Source organism: Streptomyces dangxiongensis, assembly GCF_003675325.1.
Classification (GTDB): Bacteria; Actinomycetota; Actinomycetes; order Streptomycetales; family Streptomycetaceae; genus Streptomyces; species Streptomyces dangxiongensis.
The window spans coordinates 2073671-2098228 of sequence record NZ_CP033073.1 but is presented as its reverse complement, the minus strand read 5'-3'; the positions used below and the strand labels follow the sequence as shown (position 1 = coordinate 2098228).

General features: G+C 72.3%; 21 protein-coding genes and 2 pseudogenes. 10 read left to right on the top strand and 13 right to left on the bottom strand.

Annotation, left to right across the window (positions count from 1 at the left end):
• Nucleotides 1–13 precede the first annotated feature (13 nt).
• From D9753_RS09260 to D9753_RS09240, 5 genes are all read right to left on the bottom strand, one after another.
• Nucleotides 14–1618 carry an FAD-dependent monooxygenase gene (locus D9753_RS09260; RefSeq protein ID WP_121786573.1) on the bottom strand — a complete coding sequence of 535 codons (1605 nt, stop codon included), beginning with the start codon at nucleotides 1616–1618 and terminating at the stop codon, nucleotides 14–16.
• A 177-nt stretch (nucleotides 1619–1795) separates the two neighbouring features.
• Nucleotides 1796–2686, bottom strand: a complete 891-nt coding sequence (locus tag D9753_RS09255) for an amino acid ABC transporter permease (protein ID WP_121786572.1) — start codon at nucleotides 2684–2686, stop codon at nucleotides 1796–1798.
• Complete coding sequence (locus D9753_RS09250; protein WP_121786571.1) at nucleotides 2683–3348, bottom strand: amino acid ABC transporter permease; 666 nt, start codon at nucleotides 3346–3348, stop codon at nucleotides 2683–2685. The genes D9753_RS09255 and D9753_RS09250 overlap by 4 nt, the downstream gene beginning before the upstream one ends.
• A gap of 75 nt (nucleotides 3349–3423) precedes the next feature.
• Nucleotides 3424–4260, bottom strand: a complete 837-nt coding sequence (locus D9753_RS09245) for a glutamate ABC transporter substrate-binding protein (protein WP_121790987.1) — start codon at nucleotides 4258–4260, stop codon at nucleotides 3424–3426.
• A 78-nt stretch (nucleotides 4261–4338) separates the two neighbouring features.
• The gene (locus tag D9753_RS09240) at nucleotides 4339–5115 is read right to left on the bottom strand and encodes an amino acid ABC transporter ATP-binding protein (RefSeq protein ID WP_121786570.1); all 777 of its coding nucleotides are present in this window, start codon (nucleotides 5113–5115) and stop codon (nucleotides 4339–4341) included.
• Between the two features lie 291 nt (nucleotides 5116–5406).
• On the opposite strand from D9753_RS09240, the gene D9753_RS09235 reads away from it, so the two are divergent.
• Together D9753_RS09235 and D9753_RS09230 are read left to right on the top strand one after the other, a co-directional pair.
• On the top strand, nucleotides 5407–6093 hold the full coding sequence (locus D9753_RS09235; RefSeq protein ID WP_121786569.1) for a response regulator transcription factor: 687 nt from the start codon (nucleotides 5407–5409) through the stop codon (nucleotides 6091–6093).
• A gap of 9 nt (nucleotides 6094–6102) precedes the next feature.
• Nucleotides 6103–7509 carry a sensor histidine kinase gene (locus tag D9753_RS09230; protein WP_121786568.1) on the top strand — a complete coding sequence of 469 codons (1407 nt, stop codon included), beginning with the start codon at nucleotides 6103–6105 and terminating at the stop codon, nucleotides 7507–7509.
• A 22-nt stretch (nucleotides 7510–7531) separates the two neighbouring features.
• Here D9753_RS09230 and D9753_RS09225 read toward each other — a convergent pair whose 3' ends face one another.
• A complete protein-coding gene (locus D9753_RS09225) occupies nucleotides 7532–8530 on the bottom strand; it encodes a TAXI family TRAP transporter solute-binding subunit (protein ID WP_121786567.1) in 999 nt (332 codons plus the stop codon).
• 108 nt (nucleotides 8531–8638) lie between these two features.
• On the opposite strand from D9753_RS09225, the gene D9753_RS09220 reads away from it, so the two are divergent.
• Together D9753_RS09220 and D9753_RS09215 are read left to right on the top strand one after the other, a co-directional pair.
• Entirely contained in the window at nucleotides 8639–9046 is a 408-nt protein-coding gene (locus D9753_RS09220) for a pyrophosphohydrolase domain-containing protein (RefSeq protein ID WP_121786566.1), read from the top strand.
• 175 nt (nucleotides 9047–9221) lie between these two features.
• Entirely contained in the window at nucleotides 9222–9767 is a 546-nt protein-coding gene (locus tag D9753_RS09215; protein ID WP_121786565.1) for a DUF1697 domain-containing protein, read from the top strand.
• A 124-nt stretch (nucleotides 9768–9891) separates the two neighbouring features.
• Here the strand turns inward: D9753_RS09215 and D9753_RS09210 are convergent.
• The 5 genes and pseudogenes from D9753_RS09210 to D9753_RS09195 all read right to left on the bottom strand — a co-directional run bounded on the left by D9753_RS09210 (nucleotide 9892) and on the right by D9753_RS09195 (nucleotide 15618).
• A pseudogene (locus D9753_RS09210) lies at nucleotides 9892–11000 on the bottom strand (lytic polysaccharide monooxygenase).
• 146 nt (nucleotides 11001–11146) lie between these two features.
• Nucleotides 11147–12085 carry a glycoside hydrolase family 3 C-terminal domain-containing protein gene (locus D9753_RS37790; RefSeq protein ID WP_240468442.1) on the bottom strand — a complete coding sequence of 313 codons (939 nt, stop codon included), beginning with the start codon at nucleotides 12083–12085 and terminating at the stop codon, nucleotides 11147–11149.
• A gap of 174 nt (nucleotides 12086–12259) precedes the next feature.
• A pseudogene (locus D9753_RS37785) lies at nucleotides 12260–12954 on the bottom strand (glycoside hydrolase family 3 protein); the annotation flags it as partial.
• Between the two features lie 245 nt (nucleotides 12955–13199).
• Nucleotides 13200–14327, bottom strand: coding sequence for a GH12 family glycosyl hydrolase domain-containing protein (locus D9753_RS09200; protein WP_121786564.1), 1128 nt, complete (start codon nucleotides 14325–14327; stop codon nucleotides 13200–13202).
• 259 nt (nucleotides 14328–14586) lie between these two features.
• Entirely contained in the window at nucleotides 14587–15618 is a 1032-nt protein-coding gene (locus D9753_RS09195) for a LacI family DNA-binding transcriptional regulator (RefSeq protein ID WP_121786563.1), read from the bottom strand.
• A gap of 234 nt (nucleotides 15619–15852) precedes the next feature.
• Between D9753_RS09195 and miaB the strand changes: the two genes are divergently transcribed.
• Complete coding sequence (miaB, locus tag D9753_RS09190; protein WP_121786562.1) at nucleotides 15853–17379, top strand: tRNA (N6-isopentenyl adenosine(37)-C2)-methylthiotransferase MiaB; 1527 nt, start codon at nucleotides 15853–15855, stop codon at nucleotides 17377–17379.
• Between the two features lie 194 nt (nucleotides 17380–17573).
• Nucleotides 17574–18293 carry a class III extradiol dioxygenase subunit B-like domain-containing protein gene (locus D9753_RS09185; protein ID WP_121786561.1) on the top strand — a complete coding sequence of 240 codons (720 nt, stop codon included), beginning with the start codon at nucleotides 17574–17576 and terminating at the stop codon, nucleotides 18291–18293.
• Between the two features lie 168 nt (nucleotides 18294–18461).
• Here the strand turns inward: D9753_RS09185 and D9753_RS09180 are convergent, their stop codons facing one another.
• A complete protein-coding gene (locus D9753_RS09180) occupies nucleotides 18462–18764 on the bottom strand; it encodes an antitoxin (protein ID WP_121786560.1) in 303 nt (100 codons plus the stop codon).
• A gap of 25 nt (nucleotides 18765–18789) precedes the next feature.
• The gene (locus tag D9753_RS09175) at nucleotides 18790–19164 is read right to left on the bottom strand and encodes a hypothetical protein (protein WP_338057971.1); all 375 of its coding nucleotides are present in this window, start codon (nucleotides 19162–19164) and stop codon (nucleotides 18790–18792) included.
• Between the two features lie 189 nt (nucleotides 19165–19353).
• On the opposite strand from D9753_RS09175, the gene miaA reads away from it, so the two are divergent.
• From miaA to D9753_RS09155, 4 genes are all read left to right on the top strand, one after another.
• A complete protein-coding gene (gene miaA, locus D9753_RS09170) occupies nucleotides 19354–20292 on the top strand; it encodes a tRNA (adenosine(37)-N6)-dimethylallyltransferase MiaA (protein WP_121786559.1) in 939 nt (312 codons plus the stop codon).
• Between the two features lie 107 nt (nucleotides 20293–20399).
• Entirely contained in the window at nucleotides 20400–20975 is a 576-nt protein-coding gene (locus tag D9753_RS09165) for a hypothetical protein (protein WP_121786558.1), read from the top strand.
• A 178-nt stretch (nucleotides 20976–21153) separates the two neighbouring features.
• Nucleotides 21154–22023 (top strand): diaminopimelate epimerase, encoded by an 870-nt coding sequence (gene dapF, locus D9753_RS09160; protein ID WP_121786557.1) that lies wholly within the window; start codon nucleotides 21154–21156, stop codon nucleotides 22021–22023.
• A gap of 284 nt (nucleotides 22024–22307) precedes the next feature.
• Nucleotides 22308–24491, top strand: a complete 2184-nt coding sequence (locus D9753_RS09155) for a RelA/SpoT family protein (protein WP_121786556.1) — start codon at nucleotides 22308–22310, stop codon at nucleotides 24489–24491.
• Nucleotides 24492–24558 lie beyond the last annotated feature (67 nt).

Genomic DNA, 24558 nt, shown 5'->3' with positions numbered 1-24558 from the left:
GAGGGGCGCGCGGTCAGCGCGCGCCGGAACCGGTCTCCGCCCCCTCCTTCACCGCTCCGCCCAGCGTGGCCTCGGCCGCCGCGTACAGCTCGGCCGGGCGGACCCCGCTCAGGGCCGTGACCAGGTGACCGTCGGGGCGTACGAGCAGCACGCTGTGCGCCGGCGCACCCGGGTAGCTCTCGGCGACCAGCAGCTCGGCGGGGTGCGGCAGCGCGGTCACCGCCGCCGCCAGCCGGGGCATCACCCCGGCGGACACCCAGTGCCTGCGGTCCCAGACACCTGCACCGGGCGCGATCAGGACGACGAGCAGCGCACCACGGCCGAGCCGGTCGCGCAGCCGGACGAAGGAGCCGTCCTCCGCCGTGACCCGGACGTCGGCCACCGGCGCGCCGGGCGGGGTGTCGACCGGGATCTCCGCCTCCAGACGCCCGGGGGCGAGCGGCGAGCCGGCGTACGATCCGGGCCCGCCCAGCGCCCCGCGCCCCAGATGACCGTCCGTGAGCAGCGCGTCGTGGCTGCGGGCCGCGCCGGGGACGATGTGGCGCAGCCCGCCTCCGCCGCGCAGCACCGGCAGCGTCTGGTCGGCTGCGCGCAGCCGGGCGGCGACCACCGCGCGCCGCTCGGCCTGGTAGCTGTCCAGCAGGGCCTCGTGCGGGCCGTGGTGCCAGGCCGCGGCCAGCTTCCAGGCGAGGTTGTCGGCGTCCCGCAGGCCCTCGTCGAGACCCTGAGTGCCGAGCGCGCCGAGCAGGTGCGCCGCGTCCCCGGCGAGGAAGACCCGGCCGGCGCGCCACCGGCGGGCGAGGCGGTGGTGCACCGTGTGGACACCGGTGTCGAGCAGGTCGTACACCGGTGTGGAACCGTCCGACCAGCCGGCGAGGGTCTCGCGGACGCGGGCCAGCAGGACCTCGGGTGTGACCAGGTCCTTTCCCGGCGGCAGCAGCCAGTCCAGGCGCCAGACACCGTCCGGGAGGGGGCGGGCGGTGACCTCCCCGGCCGAGGGCCCGGACTGCCGCCACGGCGGCATCCGGTGCAGCAAGGCGCGATCCTCCCACGGGAGTTCCACGCGCAGCGCGGCGACCGCGTGCCGTTCCACCGCCGTACGGCCCGGGAAGCGGATGTCCTGGAGCTTGCGCACGGTCGAGCGGGGACCGTCGCAGCCGGCCAGGTAACTGCCCCGCCACCAGGTGCCGCCGGTGCCGCGGGTGTGCGCGGTGACGCCGGAACTCTCCTGCTCGATCGCGTCCAGGCGGCTGTCGACGGCCACCCGTACCAGCGGCTCGTCGACGAGGGCCGCGCGCAGGGCGTTGGTGAGGATGTGCTGGGCGATGTGCAGCGGAGCCGCGGGGCCGGCCTCGTCGAAAGCGACCTCGCTCATCACCTGCTTGCGCCGCAGGGACCGCCATCCGGCCCAGCGCACGCCCTGCTCCGCGAGCGCCACCCCGGTGAGCCGCTCCAGCAGGGCGGTCGTGTCCTCGCGCAGGACGACGGTGCGCGCCGGACGGGGTTCGTCCTTGCCGGGGCCCTCGTCCAGGACGACGGCGGGCACGTCCTGACGGGCCAGCAGCAGGGCGAGCGTGAGTCCGACGGGCCCCGCTCCGACGATGATCACCGGGTCCATGACGCGGCGCCCCCTGCCCGTGACGATGCCCTGACGGAGACGAGTGAACAGGAAGGTGGAGCGGGGTGCACGATCACACAAGGTATGCAACCCATTGGCAGAGTTTGCGTCAAGCGACCGGAGGCAGTGGCGATCATGCCACTGCCTCCGGGTGGTGCATTCGGGTCTGATCGGGCGTCAGGCCGCGTTTCCCGTGGCCGCCGTACCCGCGATTTCCGCCACGTCCTGGGCCCCGAGCACCGCGCCGGTCGACTTCTTGCGCCGCCGCAGCCGGCCCTCCAGCCAGCTCGCGAACGAGGTCAGCGAGAAGTTGATGATCACGAAGATCAGGGAGACCACCGTGAAGGAGGCGATGGTGTTGGCGCCGTAGTAACCACTCATCGTGTTCGCCGCGGAGAGCAGTTCGGGGAAGGTGAGGACGGCGCCGCCGAGCGCGGTGTCCTTCACGACGACCACCAACTGGCTGACGATCGCCGGCAGCATCGCGGTGACCGCCTGCGGCAGCAGGATGAGCCGCATCACCTGGTTCTTGCGCAGACCGATCGCCATGGCGGCCTCGGACTGGCCCTTCGGCAGGGTGAGAATGCCCGCGCGGACGATCTCGGCGAGCACGGACGCGTTGTACAGCACCAGGCCGGTGACGACCGCGTACATCGGACGGTCGTCGGAACTCACGTCGGTGTACTGGCTGTACAGCTCGTTACCGAAGATCATCAGGATCAGCACGGGGATCGCGCGGAAGAACTCGACCACGATCGTGGCCGGGACCCGCACCCACACATGGTCCGAGAGCCGTGCGATGCCGAAGACGGCGCCCAGCGGCAGCGCGATGACCATCGCCAGGGCGGCCGCCGTCAGGGTGTTCCGCAGGCCGGGCCAGATGTACGTCGAGTAGGCCTCGGAGCTGAAGAACGGCTTCCACAGCGCCCAGTCGAGCTGGTGCTTGTCGTCGAGGGCGAGGTACACCCACCAGACGACGGCCGCGAGCACGACGACGAAGAGCGCCGTGTACAGGACGTTGCGCCGCTTGGCGCGCGGCCCCTGGGCGTCGTACAGGACCGAGGTCATCGCTTCACCGCCACCTTCTTGCCCACCCAGCCGAGGATCAGACCGGTCGGCAGCGTCAGGCAGCAGAACCCGAAGGCGATGACCGCGGAGATCTGGAGCAGCAGCGCCTCCTTGTCGAGCATCTCCTTCATCAGGGTCGCCGCCTCGGCCACGCCGATCGCGGCCGCCACCGTCGTGTTCTTCGTCAACGCGATCAGTACGTTGGTCAGCGGGCCGACGGCCGCCCGGAAGGCCTGCGGCAGCACGACCAGGAACAGCACCTGGCTGAAGCTCAGGCCGATGGCCCGCGCGGCCTCCGCCTGGCCGACCGGCACGGTGTTGATGCCGGACCGGATCGCCTCGCACACGAAGGCCGACGTGTAGAGGGTCAGACCCAGCACGGCCAGCCGGAAGTTGAGCGTGTCGGTGTCGTGGGTACCGAGGCTGACGCCCAGCGTCGAGTAGAGGCCGAGCGACGAGAACAGGATGATCACCGTGAGCGGGATGTTCCGCACGGTGTTCACGTAGAAGGTGCCGAACCCGCGCATCAGCGGCACCGGGCCCACCCGCATGGCGGCCAGCAGGGTGCCCCACACCAGGGAGCCCACGGCGGACAGCAGTGCCAGCTGTACCGTCGTCCAGAAGGCTCCCAGTACGTCGTAACCTTCAAGAAAGTCGAACACGATCTCCCGCGCTTCCGCGTGTAGGGATGCCCGGACGCGCCGCCCTCACGGACGGCGCGCTCCCCGGGCGTTGCCTCAGCTCTTGACGTCGCCGATCTTCGGCGCGGGCTCGTTCTTGTAGCCGGCCGGGCCGAAGTTCTTCTTCACGGCCGCTTCCCAGGAACCGTCGGAGACCATCTGCTCCAGCGCCTTGTTGATCTTCGCCTTGAGGTCGCTGCCCTTCTTGACGCCGATGCCGTAGTTCTCGTTGGTCATCTTCAGGCCGCCCAGCTTGAACTTGCCCTTGAACTGGGCCTGGGAGGCGTAACCGGCGAGGATCGAGTCATCGGTGGTCAGGGCGTCGATCACCTTGTTCTGCAGACCGGTCAGGCACGCGGAGTACGTCGGGTACTGCTGGAGCTGCGCCTTGGGGGCGAGCTTGTCCTTGACGTTCGTCGCCGAGGTAGAGCCGGTGACCGAACACAGCTTCTTCTTGTTGAGGTCGGCCGGCGTCTTGATGCTGTTGTCGTCCGCGCGGACCAGCACGTCCTGGTGGGCCAGCAGGTACGGGCCGGCGAAGTCGACCAGCTTCTGGCGCTCGGGCGTGATCGAGTAGGAGGCGGCGATGAAGTCGACGTCACCGCGCTTGAGCATGGTCTCGCGGTCGGCGCTCTTCGACTCCTTCCACTCGATCTGGCTCGCGCTGTAACCGAGCTTCTTGGCGACATAGGTGGCCACGTCGACGTCGAAGCCCGCGTAACCCTGCGGGGTCTTCTGGCCGATGCCCGGCTGGTCGTACTTGATACCGATGGTGATCTTGTGGCCACCGCCGGAGGAGCCGTTGTCGTCCTTCTTGTCGCCGCCGCACGCGGTGGCGGACACGGAGAGGGCGAGAAGGACGGCCGAGGCGGCGGTGACCTTGCGGAGCTTCATGGTGAACATCCTTTGGTGTGAGGAACGAGGTCCCTGAGGCGCGGGTGACGCGACCGGGGCGGTACCGCGGCGACGCCGTCAGTGGTGCAGGATCTTGGACAGGAAGTCCTTGGCCCGGTCGCTGCGCGGGTTGCTGAAGAACTGGTCGGGCGCGGCCTGTTCGACGATCCGGCCGTCGGCCATGAAGACCACGCGGTTCGCGGCCGACCGCGCGAAGCCCATCTCGTGCGTGACGACGATCATCGTCATGCCCTCCTGGGCGAGCTGCTGCATCACCTCGAGGACCTCGTTGATCATCTCGGGGTCGAGGGCGGAGGTCGGCTCGTCGAAGAGCATGACCTTGGGGCCCATCGCCAGGGCCCGCGCGATCGCGACACGCTGCTGCTGACCGCCGGACAACTGCGCGGGGTACTTGTCGGCCTGGTTGCCCACGCCGACCCGGTCCAGCAGGGCCCGCGCCTTCTCCTCGGCCTGCTTCTTGTCCGCCTTGCGGACCTTGAGCTGGCCCAGCGTCACGTTCTCCAGCACGCTCTTGTGCGCGAAGAGGTTGAAGGACTGGAAGACCATGCCGACGTCCGCCCGCAGCCGGGCCAACTCCCGGCCCTCGTGCGGCAGGGGCTTGCCGTCGATCGTGATCGTGCCCGAGTCGATCGTCTCCAGGCGGTTGATGGTGCGGCACAGCGTCGACTTCCCGGACCCGGAGGGCCCGATGACCACGACGACCTCGCCGCGGGCGATCGTCAGGTCGATGTCCTGGAGCACGTGCAACGCGCCGAAGTGCTTGTTGACGCCGCTCAGGACGACCAGGTCGTCGGACGTGGCCACGTCTTCCTTGGCCACCGAAACTTTGGTCATCGCTCTCAGGCTCCGTCCTCCTCGGGTTTCCGAGGACAGTAGTGAGCGGCTGTGACCTGCGTCATCACATCTGAGGGGAACTTGAGCATCACGATCCGATAGCAATCGGACACATGTCGTAGCACATGCCGCCACGCACGTATCGGCCGGGTAACGGAAGCGCCGGGCAACCCGAACGCTCTTGACGCCGTCCTCTCCATGGGCGTCACTGCCATGGTGCACGCGCGCGCGTGCGGCACAAGACCCGCGACCGCCGGGACCGTACGACCACGGAAAATGGAGGGGGCCGGAATGAGACTGCTCCTCGTCGAGGACGACAACCACGTCGCCGCGGCCCTGTCCGCCGTCCTCGCGCGGCACGGTTTCGACGTCACCCACGCGCGCAGCGGCGAGGAGGCGTTGCAGGCACTGGTCCCCGAGAGCGACGGCTTCGGAGTCGTCCTGCTCGACCTCGGCCTGCCCGACCAGGACGGCTACGAGGTCTGCGGCAAGATCCGCAAACGCACCGGCACCCCGGTGATCATGGTCACCGCGCGGTCCGACGTCCGCTCCCGCATCCACGGGCTCAACCTGGGCGCCGACGACTACGTGGTGATGCCGTACGACACCGGGGAACTGCTCGCCCGGATCCACGCCGTCAGCCGGCGCACCGTCCACGAGGACCCCGCCGCCGACGGCGAGGACGCCCTCCTCCTCGGCTCTGTCCGGATCGAACTGCCCACCCGTCAGGTCAGCGTGGACGGCGCGATGGTCCAGCTGACCCGCAAGGAGTTCGATCTGCTCGCGCTGCTCGCCCAGCGGCCCGGGGTGGTCTTCCGGCGCGAACAGATCATCAGCGAGGTCTGGCGCACCAGTTGGGAGGGCACCGGTCGCACCCTGGAGGTGCACGTCGCCTCCCTGCGGGGCAAACTCCGCATGCCCGCGCTGATCGAGACCGTACGCGGCGTCGGCTACCGGCTCGTCGCCCCGGCCGCCTAGCGGGGACGGGTGCGCACACGCCTCCTGCCGCTGCTCATCGTCCTGTTGGCGGCGGTCCTGCTCGCGCTCGGCGTCCCGCTCGCCGGCAGCGTGGCCGCCGCCCAGCAGCAGCGGGTCGTCGTCGACCGGATCGACGACACGGCACGCTTCGCGGCGCTCGCCCAGTTCGTCACCGACGGGCCCAGCGGATCCCGCCGCACCACGACGGACGAGCGCCAGGAGAGCCTGCGCAGCGAACTGGAGAGCTACTACGGCGTCTACGGCATCCGCGCCGGCGTCTTCTACCGCAACGGCTCGGCGATGGCGAACGCGCCCGGCGACTGGTTCGTTCCGCGGACCGGAGAGGTCCGCAGGGCAGTCGACGAGGCGCTGCTCAGCCGGCGCAGCCACGATCCGCGGCAGGTGTGGCCCTGGCAGCGCAGCCGGCTCGTCGTCGCCTCACCGGTGATCCGGGACGGGGACGTCGTCGCGGTCGTGGTCACCGAGTCGCCCACCGGGCAGATGCGCTCCCGGATCCTGCGCGGCTGGCTGCTCATCGGGGCCGGTGAGAGCGCGGCCATGCTGCTCGCCGTCGGCGCGGCGCTGCGGCTGACCGGCTGGGTGCTCAGGCCGGTACGGGTCCTGGACGCGACCACCCACGACATCGCCACCGGCCGCCTGAAGTCCCGGGTCGCGGTCGCCGGGGGGCCGCCGGAACTCAGACGGCTGGCCCGCTCGTTCAACGAGATGGCGGACAACGTCGAGGCCGTGCTGGAGCAGCAGCGCGCCTTCGTCGCCGACGCCTCGCACCAACTGCGCAACCCGCTCTCGGCGCTGCTGCTGCGCATCGAACTGCTCGCCCTGGAACTCCCCGAGGACAACGAGGAGATCGCGTCGGTCCGCACCGAGGGCAAACGCCTCGCGCAGGTCCTGGACGACCTGCTCGGCCTGGCGCTGGCCGAGCACGCCGAGGCCGACCTCCGGCTGACCGACATCGGCGCGCTCGCCGAGGAACGGGTGGCCGCCTGGTCGCCGGCCGCCCGCGCCCGGGGCGTACGGCTGACCGGGGACTGCCCGGCCACCACCGCCTGGGCCGACCCGATCGCCCTGTCGAGCGCCCTCGACGCGGTGATCGACAACGCTGTGAAGTTCACCCCCGAGGACGGCACGGTGGAGGTGGCCGTCCGGGCCGACGGCGCCACCTCCACGGTCGTCGTCACCGACACCGGACCCGGCCTCACCGACGAGGAACTCGCGCGCGTGGGCGACCGTTTCTGGCGCAGCGGCCGGCACCAGAACGTACGGGGGTCGGGCCTGGGCCTGTCCATCACCCGCGCCCTGCTCGCGGCGGGCGGCGGCTCGATCGACTACGCCCACCACGAGCCGCGGGGGCTGCGGGTGACGGTCACCGTCCCACGGCACGCGCAGACCCGTTAGGCAGCTTTCCCCGGGCCACGGCCTACGGTTTCACCGACCGGTAGTAGCGCCGGGCGCCCTCCTGGAGCGGCAGCGGATCGGTGTAGATGGCGGTGCGCAGGTCCACCAACTGGGCGGAGTGGACCTGGGCGCCGATGCCGTCCCGGCTCTTGATCACCGTACGGGTCAGCCACTCGGTGAGCCGGGGGTCCAGGTCCGTGCGGGTCATCAGCACGTTGGATACCGCGATCGTCGGCACCTTCGCGCCCTGCTGCGCGACCGGATAGGCCGACTCGGGGATGTTGGTGGCCCGGTAGTAGCGCGCCGCCTCGCCCTCGCTGTGCAGCCGGGCGATGAGGTCGTCGTCGATCGGCACGAACCGGAAGGCCGCCTTCTTCGCCAGGGCGACCAGCCCGTTGGTGGGCAGTCCGCCCGACCAGAAGAACGCGTCGATCTTCCCCCGCCGGAGCTGGTCGGGTCCGGTGTCGATGCCGTCCGCCACCGGGGTGATGCCCTTCACCGGGTCGATCCCGGCGGCGCGCAGCACCCGGCCGGCGATCAGCCGCACCCCCGAGTCGGGCAGCCCGGTCGCCACGCGTCGGTGCCGCAGGTCCGCGACGCTCCTGATGCCGGAGCCGCGGGGCACCACGAGGTGCACGTAGTCGTCGTAGAGCCGGGCCACCCCGCGCAGCCGTCCGGCGCCCCTGCCGTGCCGCAACTGGTACGTCGCCACCGCGTCGGCCGCGGCGATGGTGAAGTCGGCCCGCCCGGTCGCCACCCGCTGGACGTTCTCCTGCGAACCGGCGCTGTTGAGCAGCTTCACCTTCAGGCCGGGCATGTCCCTGGCCAGCTCGGCGCGCAGCCGCTCGCCGTACTCCTGGTAGACCCCGCGGGGTGTACCGGTGCTGAACACGATCGTCCCGCTCGGCGGCTTCTCGCCCAGGGGCAGCAGCCACCACAGCAGCAGCCCGAGGGCCACGACAGCGGCGGCCACGCCCTGGAGCGCCCGGCGCCTGCCGATACGGGGGAACGTCTTGGACATGCGGCGATCCTGCCAGTCGACGCGCGGCGCTGACCAGGGCCCGCGGTCACTCCGTGGGCCGAACCGCCGCGGGAGGGCCCTGTCAGTGGCGGCCGTTACAGTCGCCGTATGAGCACTTCGCCCGCCGGTCCCGTCCGTGAGTTCCACCGCGCCTTCGGCCTCGACGCCCGCAGCACGCCGACGCAGGTGGACCCCGCACTGGCGGCCCACCGCGGGGAACTGCTCGCCGAGGAGGCCGCGGAGGTCGCCGAGGTCGCGGTCGAGGGCCCGCTCGACCGGCTCGCGCACGAACTGGCCGACGTGGTGTACGTCGCGTACGGCACGGCACTGGTTCACGGCATCGACCTCGACGAGGTGATCGGCGAGATCCACCGCGCCAACATGAGCAAGCTCGGCCCCGACGGTCAGGTGGCCCGCCGGGCCGACGGGAAGGTCCTCAAGGGCGAGCACTACCGGGCGCCGGACGTGTCGGCCGTACTGCGCCGCCAGGGCTGGATACCGGGCGGCACGGCCTGACACCGGCGCCGAGCACCTGTCGGCGGCGGCCGGACTCGCCGGTCGGTCCCGGGCAGGCCCCTGCGCGACCGGCCTCCGACCGAGGTAATCCGCCCGGCGCCACTGCCGCCGCGTCCCGGTTCGCGCCCGCCCCGCCCCCGAACCACCCCCTGCCGTCCCGTGAGAGGTTGGTGGCATGACGAAGCACGTCGCGCTCCTGCGTGGGATCAACGTCGGCGGTCGTACGCAGATCGCGATGGCGGACCTGCGCGGCCTGTTCACCGCCCTGGGGTGCGAGGCGGTCCAGACGTATCTGCGCAGCGGCAACGTGGTGTTCGGCGCCCCGGCCGGGCAGACCCCCGCCGAGCTGGCCGCGCGCATCGGGGAGCGGATCGCCGACGACCTCGGGGTGTCGGTCACGGTCCTGCTGCGCACCGCCGAGTCCCTGGCCCGCACCGTTGCCCGCAATCCCTACCTCGGCCGGGAGGACGACCCGGCCAAGCTGCACGTCACCTTTCTCGCCCAGGAACCGACCGCCGAGCAGGCCGCCCGGCTGGAGGTGCCGGCCGGCGAGACCGCCGTGTTCACGCTGGCCGGCGACGAGATCCACCTGCACGTCCCCGACGGGTACGGCAGGACCAGGCTGGACAACGCCTTCATCGAGCGCCGCCTCGGCATCCCGGCCACCACCCGCAACTGGAGGACGGTCACCGCCCTGCGCGAACTGGCGGCGCGGGACTGAGTCACGGCCGGGGACCGGGCCACCGCCGGGCCGCACGGCGACGTCCGGGCCGGCATGACCGGCCCGGACCGCGGCGGACGACCTCCCGACCGTCGGGGGTGAGATCGTCACCGGGTGACGCGTGTCAGGTGGTGCCCTGTGCCGTGACGCAGCCGATCGGACCGGCGGGCAGGTTGTTGCCGGTCGAGGTGGCGGTGAAGCCGAAGGTGACGCTGCCGCCGGCGGGGACGACCCGGTTGTGGTCCGCGTTGCGGACCGTGACCGTGCCGTCGGCGCCGGTGGACTGGGTGCCGTTCCACAGACTGCTGATCCTGGTGCCCTCGCCGGGCTTCCAGGCCACGGCCCAGCCGTCGAGCGGTGTCGTGCCGTGGTTCATGACCTCGACGGAGGCCTGGAAGCCCCCGCTCCAGGAGTTGACCACGGAGTACGCGGCCATGCAGGAACCGGTGTGCGGATCCGTGGGGGTCGGGGTCGGGGTCGGTGTGGGGGTGGGAGTCGGGGTGTGGGGGTGCCACCGGGGGTGCGGATGCCCGTGACCTCGCCGTGGCCGCCGTCGAAGACGACGTCGGAGCAGGAGAAGAAGTTCTCCTGACTGTCCGAGCGGACCCACTGGATGAAGACCAGGGCGTTCCCCGTGCGGCCGGAGGGCAGCTTCAGGTCCCAGGAGTAGTGGCCGCCCTCGGTGCCGGGCGACCCCTGCTGCGGCGGGTTGGTGACCGTCTGGATCGGGTCCAGGTCGGCCCAGCGCAGGGCGGAGGTGGGTGACCAGCCCTGCTTGGTGAGGTAGATCCGGAAGTCACCGGGGTGCGCCGCCCAGTTGCTGTACTGGGCCTGGATCGTCGCCCCGCTGGTCAGGTGGGTCCGCGGCCAGTCCGAGCGGGCCGCGTTGTAGGCGGAGAAGTCGTACGGCGACCGGTCGCCCGCGCTGCACAGGGTGCCGTCCGGCACGTAACCGGAGCCCCGGCCGCCGGCGTTGGAGTCGAGCACGGCGAACCAGTTGTACAGCGCCGTCGCCCCGCTCTTGGCCAGCGCGTCCCGGCAGGCCGGATTGGTGGGATCCAGTCCCCCGGTGGTCGTGTGCGCGTCCAGGTAGCACAGGTAGGTGCGGGAGCCGGGCAGCATCGCCACCCCGTGCGCCTGTGCGCTGCCCTGGCCCAGGAGGGTCAGGGCGAGTGCCGCCAGCAGCGTCGACAGGGCCGCTGCCACCGACAGGAGTCTGCTGCGTCGGACCATGTGGTGCTCCTTCCGTTCGGATCGGGCGGATGGTGCGCCCCGGACGAGTGCCGGTGCCGGGGTACGTGGGAATCGGCGGAGTGTCGGTGCCGTGGGGCCGCAGGCCGGCTTCCGTGCGGCTGAACGGGCGGCCGACCGGGGTGTGTTCAGTTGCCGGCGCAGTGCGGCGCCGGGGTGCCCGCGGTGCCGTTCGCGGTGAAGCCGAAGGTGGTGGTGGCACCGGGGAACAGGGAGCCGTTGAAGGCGGCGTTGCGTACGGCGGCCCGGCCCTGCGCCGTCGTCAGCGAGCCGTTCCACAGGCTGGTGACGGTGGAGCCGGCCAGGTCCCAGTCGACCGACCAGCCCGTCAGCGGCGTGGAGCCGGTGTTCTCGACCGTGATCTCCGCCTGGTATCCGCCCTGCCACGCCGAGGCGGTACGGAACCGCCCGGTGCACGCACCCGGGGTCGGCGTCGGGGTCGGTGTCGGGTCCGTGCCGGCGTACGTCAGCCCGTATCCGTAGGGGAAGAGCGGTTCTTTGCCGTCGCCGTCGTTGACGGGTTCCTGGGAGGCGCTCCTCGGCCAGCTCACCGGCAGTTTCCCGGTGGGGGCGTGGGTGCCGAACAGGACGTCGGACACACCGGCGCCCTCCGTGCCGGGCAGCCAGGCGGCCAGCAGGGCCTTCCAGCCGGGCAGTTCGCCGGCGATGTCGAGCGGGCGGCCGGAGACCAGGACCACGGCCACCGGCACCCCGCCGGCCTTGAGCCGGGCGAGGGCCTGGAGATCCTCCTGGTCCACGCCCAGCCCGTTCGGCCGGTCACCCCGGCCCTCGGCGTACGGGGTCTCGCCGACGACGGCGACGGCGGCGGTGTAACCGGAGTCGATGCCGTTGCCGTAGCGGTCGTAGGTGACCCGGGACGGGTCGGTGACGGCGGCCCGGATGCCCTGGAGCACGGTGGTGCCCTCGGTCACGGGACCGCTGCGGCCCTGCCAGCCGACGGTCCAGCCCCCGCTCTGGTTGCCGATGTGGTCGGCGGACTTGCCGGCGACGAACAGTTTCGCCGACCTGGCCAGCGGCAGGATTCCGCCGTCGTTCTTCAGCAGCACCTGGGACTCGTGTACGGCCTGCCGGGCCAGCTCCCGGTGTGCGGCGGAGCCGACCGCCGACGTGTACGACCGGTCGGTGAAGGGCCGTTCGAACAGGCCGAGCTGGAATTTCTTGGTGAGGATGCGCCGGTCGGCGTCGTCGATCCGCGACTGCGGGATCCGGCCCGCGCTCACCTCGCCGCGCAGCAGGGTGAGGAACTTCTTGTAGTCGTGCGGGACCATCACCATGTCGACGCCCGCGTTGACGGCCGTACTGATCTCGGCGCCGGTGAAGCCGCTCTGTCCGTCGAGCTGGTCGACCGCGGCCCAGTCGGACACGACGAACCCGGTGAAGCCGAGTTCGCCCTTCAGCACGTCGGTCACGAGATATCGGTTGGCGTGGGACCGGACGCCGTTCCAGCCGCGTACGACAGCATCACCGCGCCCACGCCCCGGCGCACCGCCTCCTTGAACGGTGGCAGGTGGACCGCGCGCAGCTCGGCCTCGGAGATCCTGGTGTCGCCCTGGTCGACCCCGCCCGCGGTGCCGCCGTCGCCGATGTAGTGCTTGGCGGTGGCGAGCACCGACGCCGGGCCGGCGCCCAGGGTCTCGCCCTGGAGTCCGGTGATGAACCTGGTCATGGCCGTGGGCAGTTCGGGTGTCTCGCCGTACGACTCGTAGGTGCGGCCCCACCGGTCGTCGCGTGCCACGCACAGGCAGGGGGCGAAGTCCCAGTCGATGCCGGTGCCCGACACCTCCTCGGCCACCGTCCGCCCGACGCGCTGCACGAGCGCGGGGTCACGGGTGGCGCCGAGGCCGATGTTGTGCGGGAACAGGGTGGCACCGCGCACCGCGTTGTGGCCGTGCACGGCGTCGATCCCGTAGATCATCGGGATGCCCAGCGGCGTGGTCAGTGCGGTGCGTTGCAGCGAGTCGTAGGGCGCCGCGACAGACAGGGCCAGGGCCGTCGCCGGGCTGCGGCGGGCGGACGGGAGGCTCATGCGGGTGGGCCTTTCCGGGAGGGGCCGGCGAGGAGCCGCGCGAAGTGGAACCGGGACCCGGCCGATCGGCGTGTGGGAGACGGGCGGGTCCCGGGGCAGGTGGGTGCGTCACACGGCCCGCGCGGGCGGCTGTGTCACGCGGTGGTGCAGGCGGCACCGTTCAGGCTGAAGCCGGCCGGCTTGGCGAAGGCGCCGCCGTAGGTGCCCTGGAAGCCGAAGGTCGCCTTGCCGCCGGCCGGGATCTGCGCGTTGTAGGACAGGTTGCTCGCCGTGACCGCTCCTGAGGACGGCGTGACATTGGCGCCCCAGGCACTGGTGATCCGCTGCCCGGCGGGCAGGGTGAAGGCCAGCTTCCAGCCGTTGACGGGGGTGGAACCGGTGTTGGTGACGGTGACGTCGGAGGTGAAGCCGCCCTGCCAGACGTTCGTCGTGTACGCCACCGTGCAGGCCGTGGAGCCGCCGGGGCCGCCCGGGTCGCCGCCGCCGGTGTTGACCGTGGAGGAGAACGAGGTCACGGCGAGGCCGGTGCCGTTCTGCCAGGGCTCGAAGCCCGCCTGCACACTGGTCAGGTACCAGCCGTTCTGTGCCAGACCGCGGGCGACGGCCTCCCGGGCGAAGTCCATGACGTCGAAGTTCCAGTTGGTGATCGCCGACGGGGCGACGAAGGACAGCACGTCGTTGGAGCCGTTGTCACCGGACCACACCTGCCACGAACGCCCGGCGACGGTGGCGGTGCCGACCTGCGAGCCGACGGGCTGGACGGACCCCACCTTGTTGAACCAGATCATGATCTCGGTCTGGTTGACGCCGTCGGTACGGGGCGTGGAGTCGAGCCAGATGTCGTACGCGGCGTCGTACACCGCGTTGCTCACATAGCTGTACGTGATGCCGGTGGGCGCGCTGGAGATGGAGCTGAGCCGCGCCGGGAGGCTGGTCCCGGGCGAGCAGTTGGTGTAGTGGCAGCCGTTGAAGACGGACGGGTACGACTTCGGGGCGCCGTTCGTCGGGACCGAGCCGTCGGCCTGGGTGATCCGGAATCCCGAGTCGGTGGCGGTGATGCACTGGGCCTCGCTGGTGCCCCAGCGGTTGTTCTGGACGACGTAGCGGCCCTGGATCGTGGTCGACCCGAACGCCTCGCAGATCGCGGTGTCGGCGTGTGCCGCCGGGGCGGTGGTGAGCAGGGCCGCGAGGGCGGTGAGGGCGGTGAGCAGTGCGCCCAACAGGCCGCGCGTACCACGGGCGGAGTGCGGGGACGGTCGCATGCGGGTCCTCTCCGGGACGGTCGGTGCGATGCGGGAGCGCTCTCGCGCCCATACGAGTGGGAGCGCTCCCATTCCTCCGTTCGGCAGGGACTGTAGGGAGAGTTCATGACCCTGACAAGACTGTGCGCGGGGGGAAGTGTCGAAAGGGTTTCGAAACCGCAGGTGGCAGGCGGGCCGTAGCGGGACACGGAACGCTGGGAGCGCTCCCGGCCAGGCGGCCGGGCCGCTACCAGTGCGGAGCCGGGGGCGCCGGGGAGCCTCAGGCCGACTCGCGCAGCACCAGTTCCGTACGGAGGACGACGTGCCGCCAGGCTATGGACGACTCCGCCGCCTCCTCCATCTCCTCCAGCAGAAGCCGGACCATGGCCCGCCCGATCTCCGCCAGCGGCTGCCGCACCGTGGTCAGCCGCGGCTCGGTCCGCTCGGCCAGCGGGAAGTCGTCGAAGCCGATGACGGCGACGTCCTGCGGCACCCGGCGGCCCGCCCCGCGCAGTGCCTTGAGGGCACCGGCGGCCGTGGTGTCCGACGCGGCGAGGACAGCGTCGATGTCCGGGTGCCGCTCGATCAGCCGGGCCATGGCGCGACGGCCGCTCTCCTCGGTGAAGTCGCCCTCGGCGATCAAGGACCGCTCGGCGTCCAGGCCCGCCTGCGCCAGGGCCTCGCGGTAGCCGCGCAGCCGGCACTGGGCGACGTACATGTCGAGCGGGCCCGTGATCGTCGCGATCGTCCGCCGGCCCGTCCCCAGCAGGTGGGAGACCGCGTTGCGGGCCCCGCCGGTGTTGTCGGCGTCGACGTAGCTGACGTGCTCGTCGCCCGAGCGGCGGCCCAGCAGGACCGTCGGCAGCCGGGCCTCGGCGAGCATGTCCGGCAGCGGATCGCCGGCGTGCACGGACATCAGCAGCACCCCGTCGACCCGGCCGCCACGGGCGTACTCCAGGAAGCGCCGCCGCTCGGCGTCCGAGCGCACCAGGGTCAGCAGCAACTGCATCCCGGTGTCGGCCAGGGCGTCACCGAGCGAGCGGACGATCTCGGAGAAGAACGGCTCCGCGAACAGCCGCCAGTCCGGTTCCGTCATGACGAGCGCGACGGCGTCGGCCCCCCGCCCGGCCAGGGACCGGGCCGCGAGATTGGGCACGTACCCCAGTTCCGCGATGGCCCGCTGCACGGCCTGGCGGGTCGAGTCCTTCACCCCCGCCGCGTTGTTGACGACGCGGGAGACCGTGCCCCGCCCCACCCCGGCGTGGGCGGCCACCTCCTCCAGCGTCGGCGTGTCCGGGCGCCGCCTGCCCATGACCACCTCCCCCCGAGATCACCGATCTTACGGGCCCGGGGACAGCCGGCCCACAGCATGTTCGGCCTCTGCGGACGAGCCACCGGCCCCACCGGCGTCACCGCGTCACCGCGTCACCGCGCCGCCGCCCCGTCGGGTCGGCGGATCACCGGGACCGCGCGTCGCAGGGCCCTGGGCCCTGGGCCCCCGGACCACCGAACCTCGGTGCCTTCGGCGACCACCTACCCTTGAGGCATGACCAGCAGCAGCGACCGGAGCCCCGCAGTGGACGTTCACGCACCCAAGAGCTACGAGATCCGCACCTATGGGTGCCAGATGAACGTCCACGACTCGGAGCGGTTGTCCGGACTGCTCGAGGACGCCGGGTACGTACGGGCGCCCGAAGGGTCGGACGGGGACGCGGACGTCGTCGTCTTCAACACCTGCGCGGTCCGCGAGAACGCCGACAACCGGCTCTACGGCAACCTCGGCCGGCTCGCGCCGAGGAAGGCCTCCCGCCCCGGCATGCAGATCGCGGTCGGCGGCTGCCTGGCGCAGAAGGACCGCGACACCATCGTGAAGAAGGCGCCCTGGGTGGACGTCGTCTTCGGCACGCACAACATCGGCAAGCTGCCCGTCCTGCTGGAGCGCGCCCGCGTCCAGGAGGAGGCGCAGGTCGAGATCGCCGAGTCGCTGGAGGCGTTCCCGTCCACGCTGCCGACCCGCCGCGAGAGCGCGTACGCGGCCTGGGTGTCGATCTCCGTCGGCTGCAACAACACCTGCACCTTCTGCATCGTCCCGGCGCTGCGCGGCAAGGAGAAGGACCGGCGGCCCGGCGACATCCTCGCCGAGGTCGAGGCGCTGGTCGCCGAGGGTGTCTCCGAGATCACGCTGCTCGGCCAGAACGTCAACGCCTACGGCTCCGACATCGGTGACCGCGAGGCCTTCAGCAAGCTGCTGCGCGCCTGCGGCGACATCGAGGGACTGGAGCGCGTCCGCTTCACCTCCCCGCACCCCCGCGACTTCACCGACGACGTGATCGCCGCGATGGCTGAGACGCCGAACGTGATGCCGCAGCTGCACATGCCGTTGCAGTCCGGCTCGGACACGGTCCTGAAGGCGATGCGCCGCTCGTACCGCCAGGAGCGCTACCTGGGGATCATCGAGAAGGTGCGGGCCGCGATCCCGCACGCCGCGATCACCACCGACATCATCGTGGGCTTCCCCGGCGAGACCGAGGAGGACTTCGAGGACACGCTCCACGTCGTCCGCGAGGCCCGGTTCGCGCAGGCCTTCACCTTCCAGTACTCCAAGCGGCCCGGCACCCCCGCCGCGACCATGGAGGACCAGATCCCCAAGGAGGTCGTCCAGGCGCGCTACGAGCGGCTGGTCGCCCTCCAGGAGGAGATCTCCTGGGAGGAGAACAAGAAGCAGGTCGGCCGCACGCTGGAGCTGATGGTCGCCGAGGGCGAGGGCCGCAAGGACGGTGCCACGCACCGCCTCTCCGGCCGCGCCCCCGACAACCGCCTCGTCCACTTCACCAAGCCCGAGCAGGCGGTGCGCCCGGGCGACGTCGTCACCGTCGAGATCACGTACGCCGCCCCGCACCACCTCCTCGCCGAGGGGTCCGCCCTCGCCGTCCGCCGCACCCGCGCGGGTGACGCCTGGGAGAAGCGCAACGCCGCGGAGGCCGCCAAGCCGGCGGGTGTCATGCTCGGCCTCCCGAAGATCGGCATCCCGGCCCCGATGCCGGCCGCGACGACGGGCTGCGGCTGCGACTGACCGGAGCGGCACGCTGGGGGACGGCCCCGGGCCGTCCCCGTCTCCGGGAGGGATGCGGGTGGCAAGCACTCCAGGGCACGGCGCGGGGCGCGACCTTCGGCGGGATGCGGGCGTGACTCCAGCGGCGCGCGGGTCGCGCCGCGCGCCCCCGCTGGAGTGCCGGTTCGGGGCGTCGCGGCGTTACTCTGCCGATCATGCTTGTCGCCGCCGCCGTCTGCCCCTGCCCGCCGCTGCTCGTGCCCGAGGTCGCCGCGGGTGCCGCACCCGAACTGGACACCGCGCGCGCGGCCTGCGCGGACGCGCTCGGCGTGCTCGCCGCCGCCCGCCCCGATCTGCTGCTGGTCGTCGGCCCCGCCGAACAGGACGGGGCCGGCCGGTACTCCCAGGGAGCCCAGGGAACCTTCCGCGGTTTCGGGGTCGACGTGGACGTACACCTGGGTTCCACCGCCCCGGACGCCGTCGTTCCCGCTCGTGAGCTGCCGCCCTCGCTGGCCGTCGCCGCCTGGCTGCTGGAGCGGACCGGCTGGGCCGACGCCCCCGTCGAGGGACTCGCGGTCGACGCCTCGCTCGCGCCCGAGCGGTGTGCCGAGGCCGGCAGGGAGCTGGGGGCCCGCGCCGGGCGGGTGGCGCTGCTGGTGATGGGAGACGCGAGCGCCTGCCGCACGCTCAAGGCGCCGGGATATCTGGACGAGCGGGCGGCGCCCTTCGACGCCGAGGTGGGACGGGCGCTGGGAGCGGCGGACCTGGCGGGCCTGCGGGCACTCGACCCCGGGCTGGCCCGCGAACTGAAGGCGTCCGGCCGCGCGCCCTGGCAGGTGCTGGCCGCCGCGGCCGAGGACGCCGGCCTGTCCGGTGCACTGCTGTACGAGGACGCCCCGTACGGCGTGGGCTACCTGGTCGCGACCTGGTCCTGACCCACCCGCTCCGCCGCCCGTACGACGGTGGCGGACGGCCGGGAGAGATCCTCTCCGCAGCCGTCCGCCGGCCCACCTGCGGCCGTGGCCGGGATTCCCCACCCGGACCCTGGACCCTGGACCGGGGTCACGCCGCCGGGACCAGGGCGCCACCAGGGCGTGGGGCGGTCAGGAAACCGGCGGTCGGCCCTCCGGCCGGCTGGGCGGCATCGGCTGGGCGGGCGGCATCGGCTGGGTGGCCGACGCCGACGTCTCGGGGCCGTCCTTGTGGGCGAGGCGGTCCATCGCCCCCTTGGCCTTGCCCGTACCGGCCTGGATCTGGTCGCTGTACTTGCCCTTGGTCCGCTCGTCGACGACCTTCGCGGCCTTGTCGATCCCGTGCTGGACCTTGTCCCCGTGCTGCCGCGCGAGGTCCGACACCTTGTCCTTCGCCGGTCCCAGCCTGGCCTTCATGTTGTCCATCAAACCCATGATCCAACCTTCCCTCGCCACACGGTCACCTGCGGGCGCCGTCGCCGGCCTCACTGTCGGCGGCCTCGCCGGCGGACTGCTGACGCGGGATTCCGGCACCCTCGGACGCGTCCTCCGCACCGGCGTCCGTACCCGCGGCCCCGTCCCCGTCCTCGTTCCCGTCCACGGCGGGGGCATGCGCCTCCGCCTGCCCGGCTCCCTTCGCCTCGGCCCCCTTCGCCTCGGCCCCCTTCGCCTCGGCCCCCTTCGCCTCGGCCGGCTCCGCCTCCGCCCCGGCCGACTCCGTCACCGGCTCCTCCTCGGCCTCGGCCTCGGCCGGCTCCGCGTCGGTCCGCGCCCCGGCGGCCGACGCCTCCGGAACCGCCTTCGACTTCGACCTGCCCAGGAGTCGTGCGAACATGCCCATTTCCACTCCATACGGTACTCGTGCGGGCGAATTCCCGCGTCACCCGGTGCATGGGGTCGTGCCGCCCGGGTCACCGCCTGCGGCAGTCCCGCAGGAGGCACCTCGCAACGGGCAACGACCCGCAGTGCCCGCCGTCACGTAACTCGTTCGGGACCACACCGGGAGGTTTGCGAGACTGGTGCGGTGAGCAGCGCATCCCTCGCCCCCCGCGTCATCGCCGTCGTCGGACCGACCGCGGCCGGAAAATCCGATCTCGGTGTCTTCCTGGCCCAGCGCCTGGGCGGCGAGGTCGTCAACGCCGACTCCATGCAGCTGTACCGGGGGATGGACATCGGTACCGCCAAGCTGACGCCGCAGGAGCGCGGCGGTGTCCCGCACCACCTGCTGGACATCTGGGACGTGACGGTCGCCGCGTCGGTCGCCGAGTACCAGAAACTGGCCCGCGCGCGGATCGACGCCCTGCTCGCCGAGGGTCGCTGGCCGGTCCTGGTCGGCGGCTCCGGCCTGTACGTCCGCGGAGCGGTCGACAATCTGGAGTTCCCCGGCACCGACCCCGAGGTCCGGGCCCGTCTTGAGGAGGAGCTGACGCTGCGCGGCCCGGGCGCGCTGCACGCGCGGCTGGCCGCCGCCGATCCCGACGCCGCCCGCGCGATCCTGCCCGGCAACGGCCGTCGCATCGTCCGGGCGCTGGAAGTGATCGAGATCACCGGCCGGCCCTTCACGGCCAACCTGCCCCGCCACGACTCCGTCTACGACACCGTCCAGATCGGGGTGGACGTGGCGCGTCCGGAGCTGGACGACCGCATCGCGCGGCGCGTCGACCGGATGTGGGAGGCGGGTCTCGTGGACGAGGTGCGCGCGCTGCAGGCGCGCGGCCTGCGCGAGGGGCGCACGGCGTCCCGCGCACTCGGCTACCAGCAGGTGCTGGCCGCGCTCGCCGGGGAGTGCACCGAAGCGGAAGCGCGGGCCGAGACCGTCCGTGCGACCAAACGCTTCGCGCGCCGTCAGGATTCGTGGTTCAGGCGGGATCCCCGGGTGCACTGGTTGAGTGGGGCCCTCGCGGACCGCGGGGAACTTCCGCAGCAGGCCCTGGCGTTGGTCGAACGACCGGTTACAGCCTGATCACGTCCTGGCATCGGGATGCGCCGCCGGTCATCCCGGCCTGTGCCGCCGTGCCATCATCGAGCTTCGATCGACCAAGTGGAGCCTAGTTGGGAGGGCGCGTGGCGATGGAGGCCGGCCCTCGCGACACCGCACGAAGTGCCGAGCACGTCACTACGGAGAGTGATGAGCTGGTCCGGACCGATGACGGCCCGGCCGTGGACGATCCGGGTGTGGACGGATCGGCCATGGACGCTCTCGTCGTGGACGGACCGGCCGTGGACCGGCTGGCCGATGACGGGCCCGACGAGACGGTGGGCGTCACCGCCGACGGACCCGACCCCGAGGAGATGTATCCGGTCGGGCCGGAGGTCGAGGTCGAGTTGCGTCCGCAGCGACGGCTGCGCATCTGGCAGCTCGCCCCCATCGTGGGACTCTCCGCCGTCGGTTCCCTGATGTTCGCCTTCCCGCTCGCCTTCGACTTCGGTGACAGCGGCGCGGTCATCGCCATGCTCGGCCTGCTGATCTGCTCGTGCGCGGCGGGCTGGGGCATGATGGCCGCCCGCCGGGTGGGTTACACCTGGCCCGGCCTGCCGCCGCGCGGCTCCGGCCGGCGTCCCGACTGGCGGGTCGTGCTCGGCTACCTCGTGCTGGTGGCCCTGGTGGTCGTCCTCGCCGTATGGCGAGTGGCAAGACTCCGCTGAAACGCGTCCCCTCAAGCGCGCCAACCACGCGTGCAACCGTCCCCGCGAAGGGCCCCGGGAACCGCGCCACCGCCCCTGGGCCGCCCGCACCGCACCGCCTCCGCGCCACCCCCCACCTCCATCGGCCCCGCTCCACCTCCATCGGCCCCGCCGTGCACCGCTCCCGTACGATCGAGGGATGAGCACACGGATCGCCTTCCTCAAGGGGCACGGCACCGAGAACGACTTCGTGATCGTGCCGGACCCCGAGAACGCCGTCGGACTGCCGCCTGCCGCTGTCGCCGCCCTGTGCGACCGCCGGGCCGGTATCGGTGGCGACGGCGTGCTGCACGTCGTGCGGGCCGCGGCCCACCCGGAGGGCAGGTCGATGGCCGCCGAGGCCGAGTGGTTCATGGACTACCGCAACGGCGACGGCTCGGTCGCCGAGATGTGCGGCAACGGCGTGCGTGTGTTCGCGCGCTACCTCCAGCACGCGGGGCACGTGGCCGAGGGAGACCTCGCGGTCGCCACGCGAGGGGGCGTCAAGTCCGTCCACATCGCCAAGGACGGTGACGTCACCGTCGGCATGGGCCGCGCCCGCCTCCCCGAGGGAGACGTCACGGTGACCGTCGGCGAGCGTAGCTGGCCCGCGCGCAACGTGAACATGGGCAACCCGCACGCCGTCGCCTTCGTGGCCGACCTCGCGCACGCCGGCCACCTGTTCACCCCGCCGCCGGTCGGCCCGGCGGACGCCTACCCGGGCGGCGTGAACGTCGAGTTCGTCGTCGACCTCGGCCCCCGGCACGTCGCGATGCGCGTGCACGAGCGCGGCTCCGGCGAGACCCGTTCGTGCGGCACGGGCGCGTGCGCCGTCGCCGTGGCCGCCGCCCGGCGTGACGGCGCCGATCCGGCTGTCACCGGCACCCCGGCGACGTACACCGTCGACGTGCCCGGCGGTCGCCTGGTCATCACCGAGCGGCCCGACGGCGAGATCGAGATGACCGGCCCCGCCGTGATCGTCGCCGAAGGCGAGATCGACGGCGACTGGCTGGAAAACGCCGCTCGCTGACCTGGGGGAACAAGGAGGACGAGGTGTCACGCGCCCGGATCACCGCCTGTCGGCGGCCGGGACCGTTCGAAACCGCGGCCGAGCGCCGCGCACGTGGCGCAAACCCTTAAACCTCGTTCGCGTCGCTCGAATGGGTGATCCGTTTCACGCTCGGCGAGAGGCGGTCTGCCGCACGTGGTGGGCTCGGTAGCATCAAGCACCGGCACGGACGGGGGAACGTCGGCATCCCTGAGCCGCGTACGCCCTGGGGGCCCCGTCCGCCGGTCAGAGAGCCGGAGGTGCCCATGAGTGCGGAGGCCACGAACCCTGCGACCCCTGGCCCGGCAGCGCCCGCGGCGCCCACAGCCACGGCGGGCCGCAGGAAGTCCCGGCCCCGGATCGACCTGCGCCGGCTCGGCTGGGCCGCGCTGCTCGGGCCCGCCGCCCGCGACAGGCTGCCCGACGCCATCGGCCACGTCGTCGAGGCCCACCGCGCCCACCACCCGGACGCGGACCTCGACCCCCTGCGCCGTGCCTACGTCCTCGCCGAGTCCTCCCACCGCGGCCAGATGCGCAAGAGCGGTGAGCCGTACATCACCCACCCGCTCGCGGTGACCCTGATCCTCGCCGAACTGGGCGCGGAGACCACCACGCTGACGGCCTCCCTGCTCCACGACACCGTCGAGGACACCGAGGTGACGCTCGAGCAGGTGCGGGAACAGTTCGGCGAGGAGGTGCGTTATCTGGTCGACGGCGTCACGAAGCTGGAGAAGGTCGACTACGGAGCCGCCGCCGAGCCGGAGACCTTCCGCAAGATGCTCGTCGCCACCGGCAACGACGTGCGCGTCATGTCGATCAAACTCGCCGACCGCCTGCACAACATGCGCACCCTCGGTGTGATGCGCCCCGAGAAACAGGCGCGGATCGCCAAGATCACCCGTGACGTCCTCATCCCGCTCGCCGAACGCCTCGGCGTGCAGGCCCTGAAGACCGAACTGGAGGATCTGGTCTTCGCCATTCTCCACCCCGAGGAGTACGAGCACACCAGGAAGCTCATCGCCGGGAACACCGCCCGCCCCGGCGACCCCCTCGCCGAGGTCGCCGACGAGGCCCGCGGTGTGCTGCGCGAGGCCGGCATCCCCGCCGAAGTCCTCATCCGCCCCCGGCACTTCGTCTCCGTGCACCGCGTGGCCCGCAAGCGCGGGCGGCTGCGCGGCGCCGACTTCGGCCGGCTGCTGGTGCTGGTGAACGAGGACGCCGACTGTTACGGCGTCCTCGGCGAACTGCACACCTGCATGACGCCGGTCGTCTCGGAGTTCAAGGACTTCATCGCCGTACCGAAGTTCAACCTGTACCAGTCGCTGCACACCGCGGTCGCCCGGCCGGACCGCCAGGTCGTCGAGGTCCTCATCCGCACCCACCAGATGCACAAGGTCGCCGAGGCCGGCGTCGTCGCGCTCGGCAACCCGTACGCCCCGGGCAGCGACACCCCGGGCACAGACGCCCCCGCCGACGGCGAACGCGCCGACCCCACCCGCCCGGGCTGGCTGTCCCGGCTGCTCGACTGGCAGCAGGCCGCCCCCGACCCGGACACCTTCTGGTCCACCCTGCGCGAGGACCTCGCCCAGGACCGGGAAATCACCGTGTTCCGGCCCGACGGCGGCACCCTCGGCCTGCCCGAGGGCGCCACCTGTGTCGACGCCGCGTACGCGCAGTACGGCGAGGACGCGCACGCCTGCATCGGCGCCCGGGTCAACGGCCGCCTGGCCACGCTCAGCACGGTCCTGGGCGACGGTGACACCGTCCAGCCCCTCATGGGCCAGGACCCGGCCTCCGAGCCCTCGCGCGAGTGGCTGGAGCACGCCCACACCCCGGCCGCCCGCATCGCCATCCAGCGCTGGCTCGCCGCGCACCCCGGCGGCGGCACCGGTCACGAGGGGGCGCGCGCCAGCGGTACCGGGCCCGCCGGAAGCACCGCACGCGCCGGGACCGCCGCCGCCCGCCCCGCGGACGGCGCCCGCGCCACGCGTCCCCGGCGCGCCGACGTCCTCGTGGACCGGCCCGGCGCCGCCGTACGGCTCGCCGGATGCTGTACGCCGGTGCCGCCCGACGAGATCACCGGCTTCGCCGTCCGCGGGGGAGTGGTGACCGTGCACCGCGGGGGGTGCGCGGCGGTGGCGCACATGAAGAGCCGGGGGCGCGCGGAGATCGGTGTGCGCTGGGGGGACACCACCGAGTGCAGGGTCACGCTGGTCGCCGAATCGTTCGGCCGGCCCCACCTGCTCGCCGACCTCACCGAGGCGATCGCCGTGGAGGGCGCCGAGATCGTCTCCGCCACCGTGGAACCCCCCACCCAGCAGCGGGTTCGCCACACCTACACCCTCGAGCTGCCCGACGCTGCCCGCCTCCCGGCCCTGATGCGCGCCATGCGGGACGTACCGGGCGTGTACGACGTCAGCCGCGCCCAGCACCAGGCACCGGCCTCCTGAGGACGGCGTCCCGCGGCCGACCCGTTCGGGTGGGCCGGGCGCGAGTCGCCGCCGCGGCGCGGGCCCG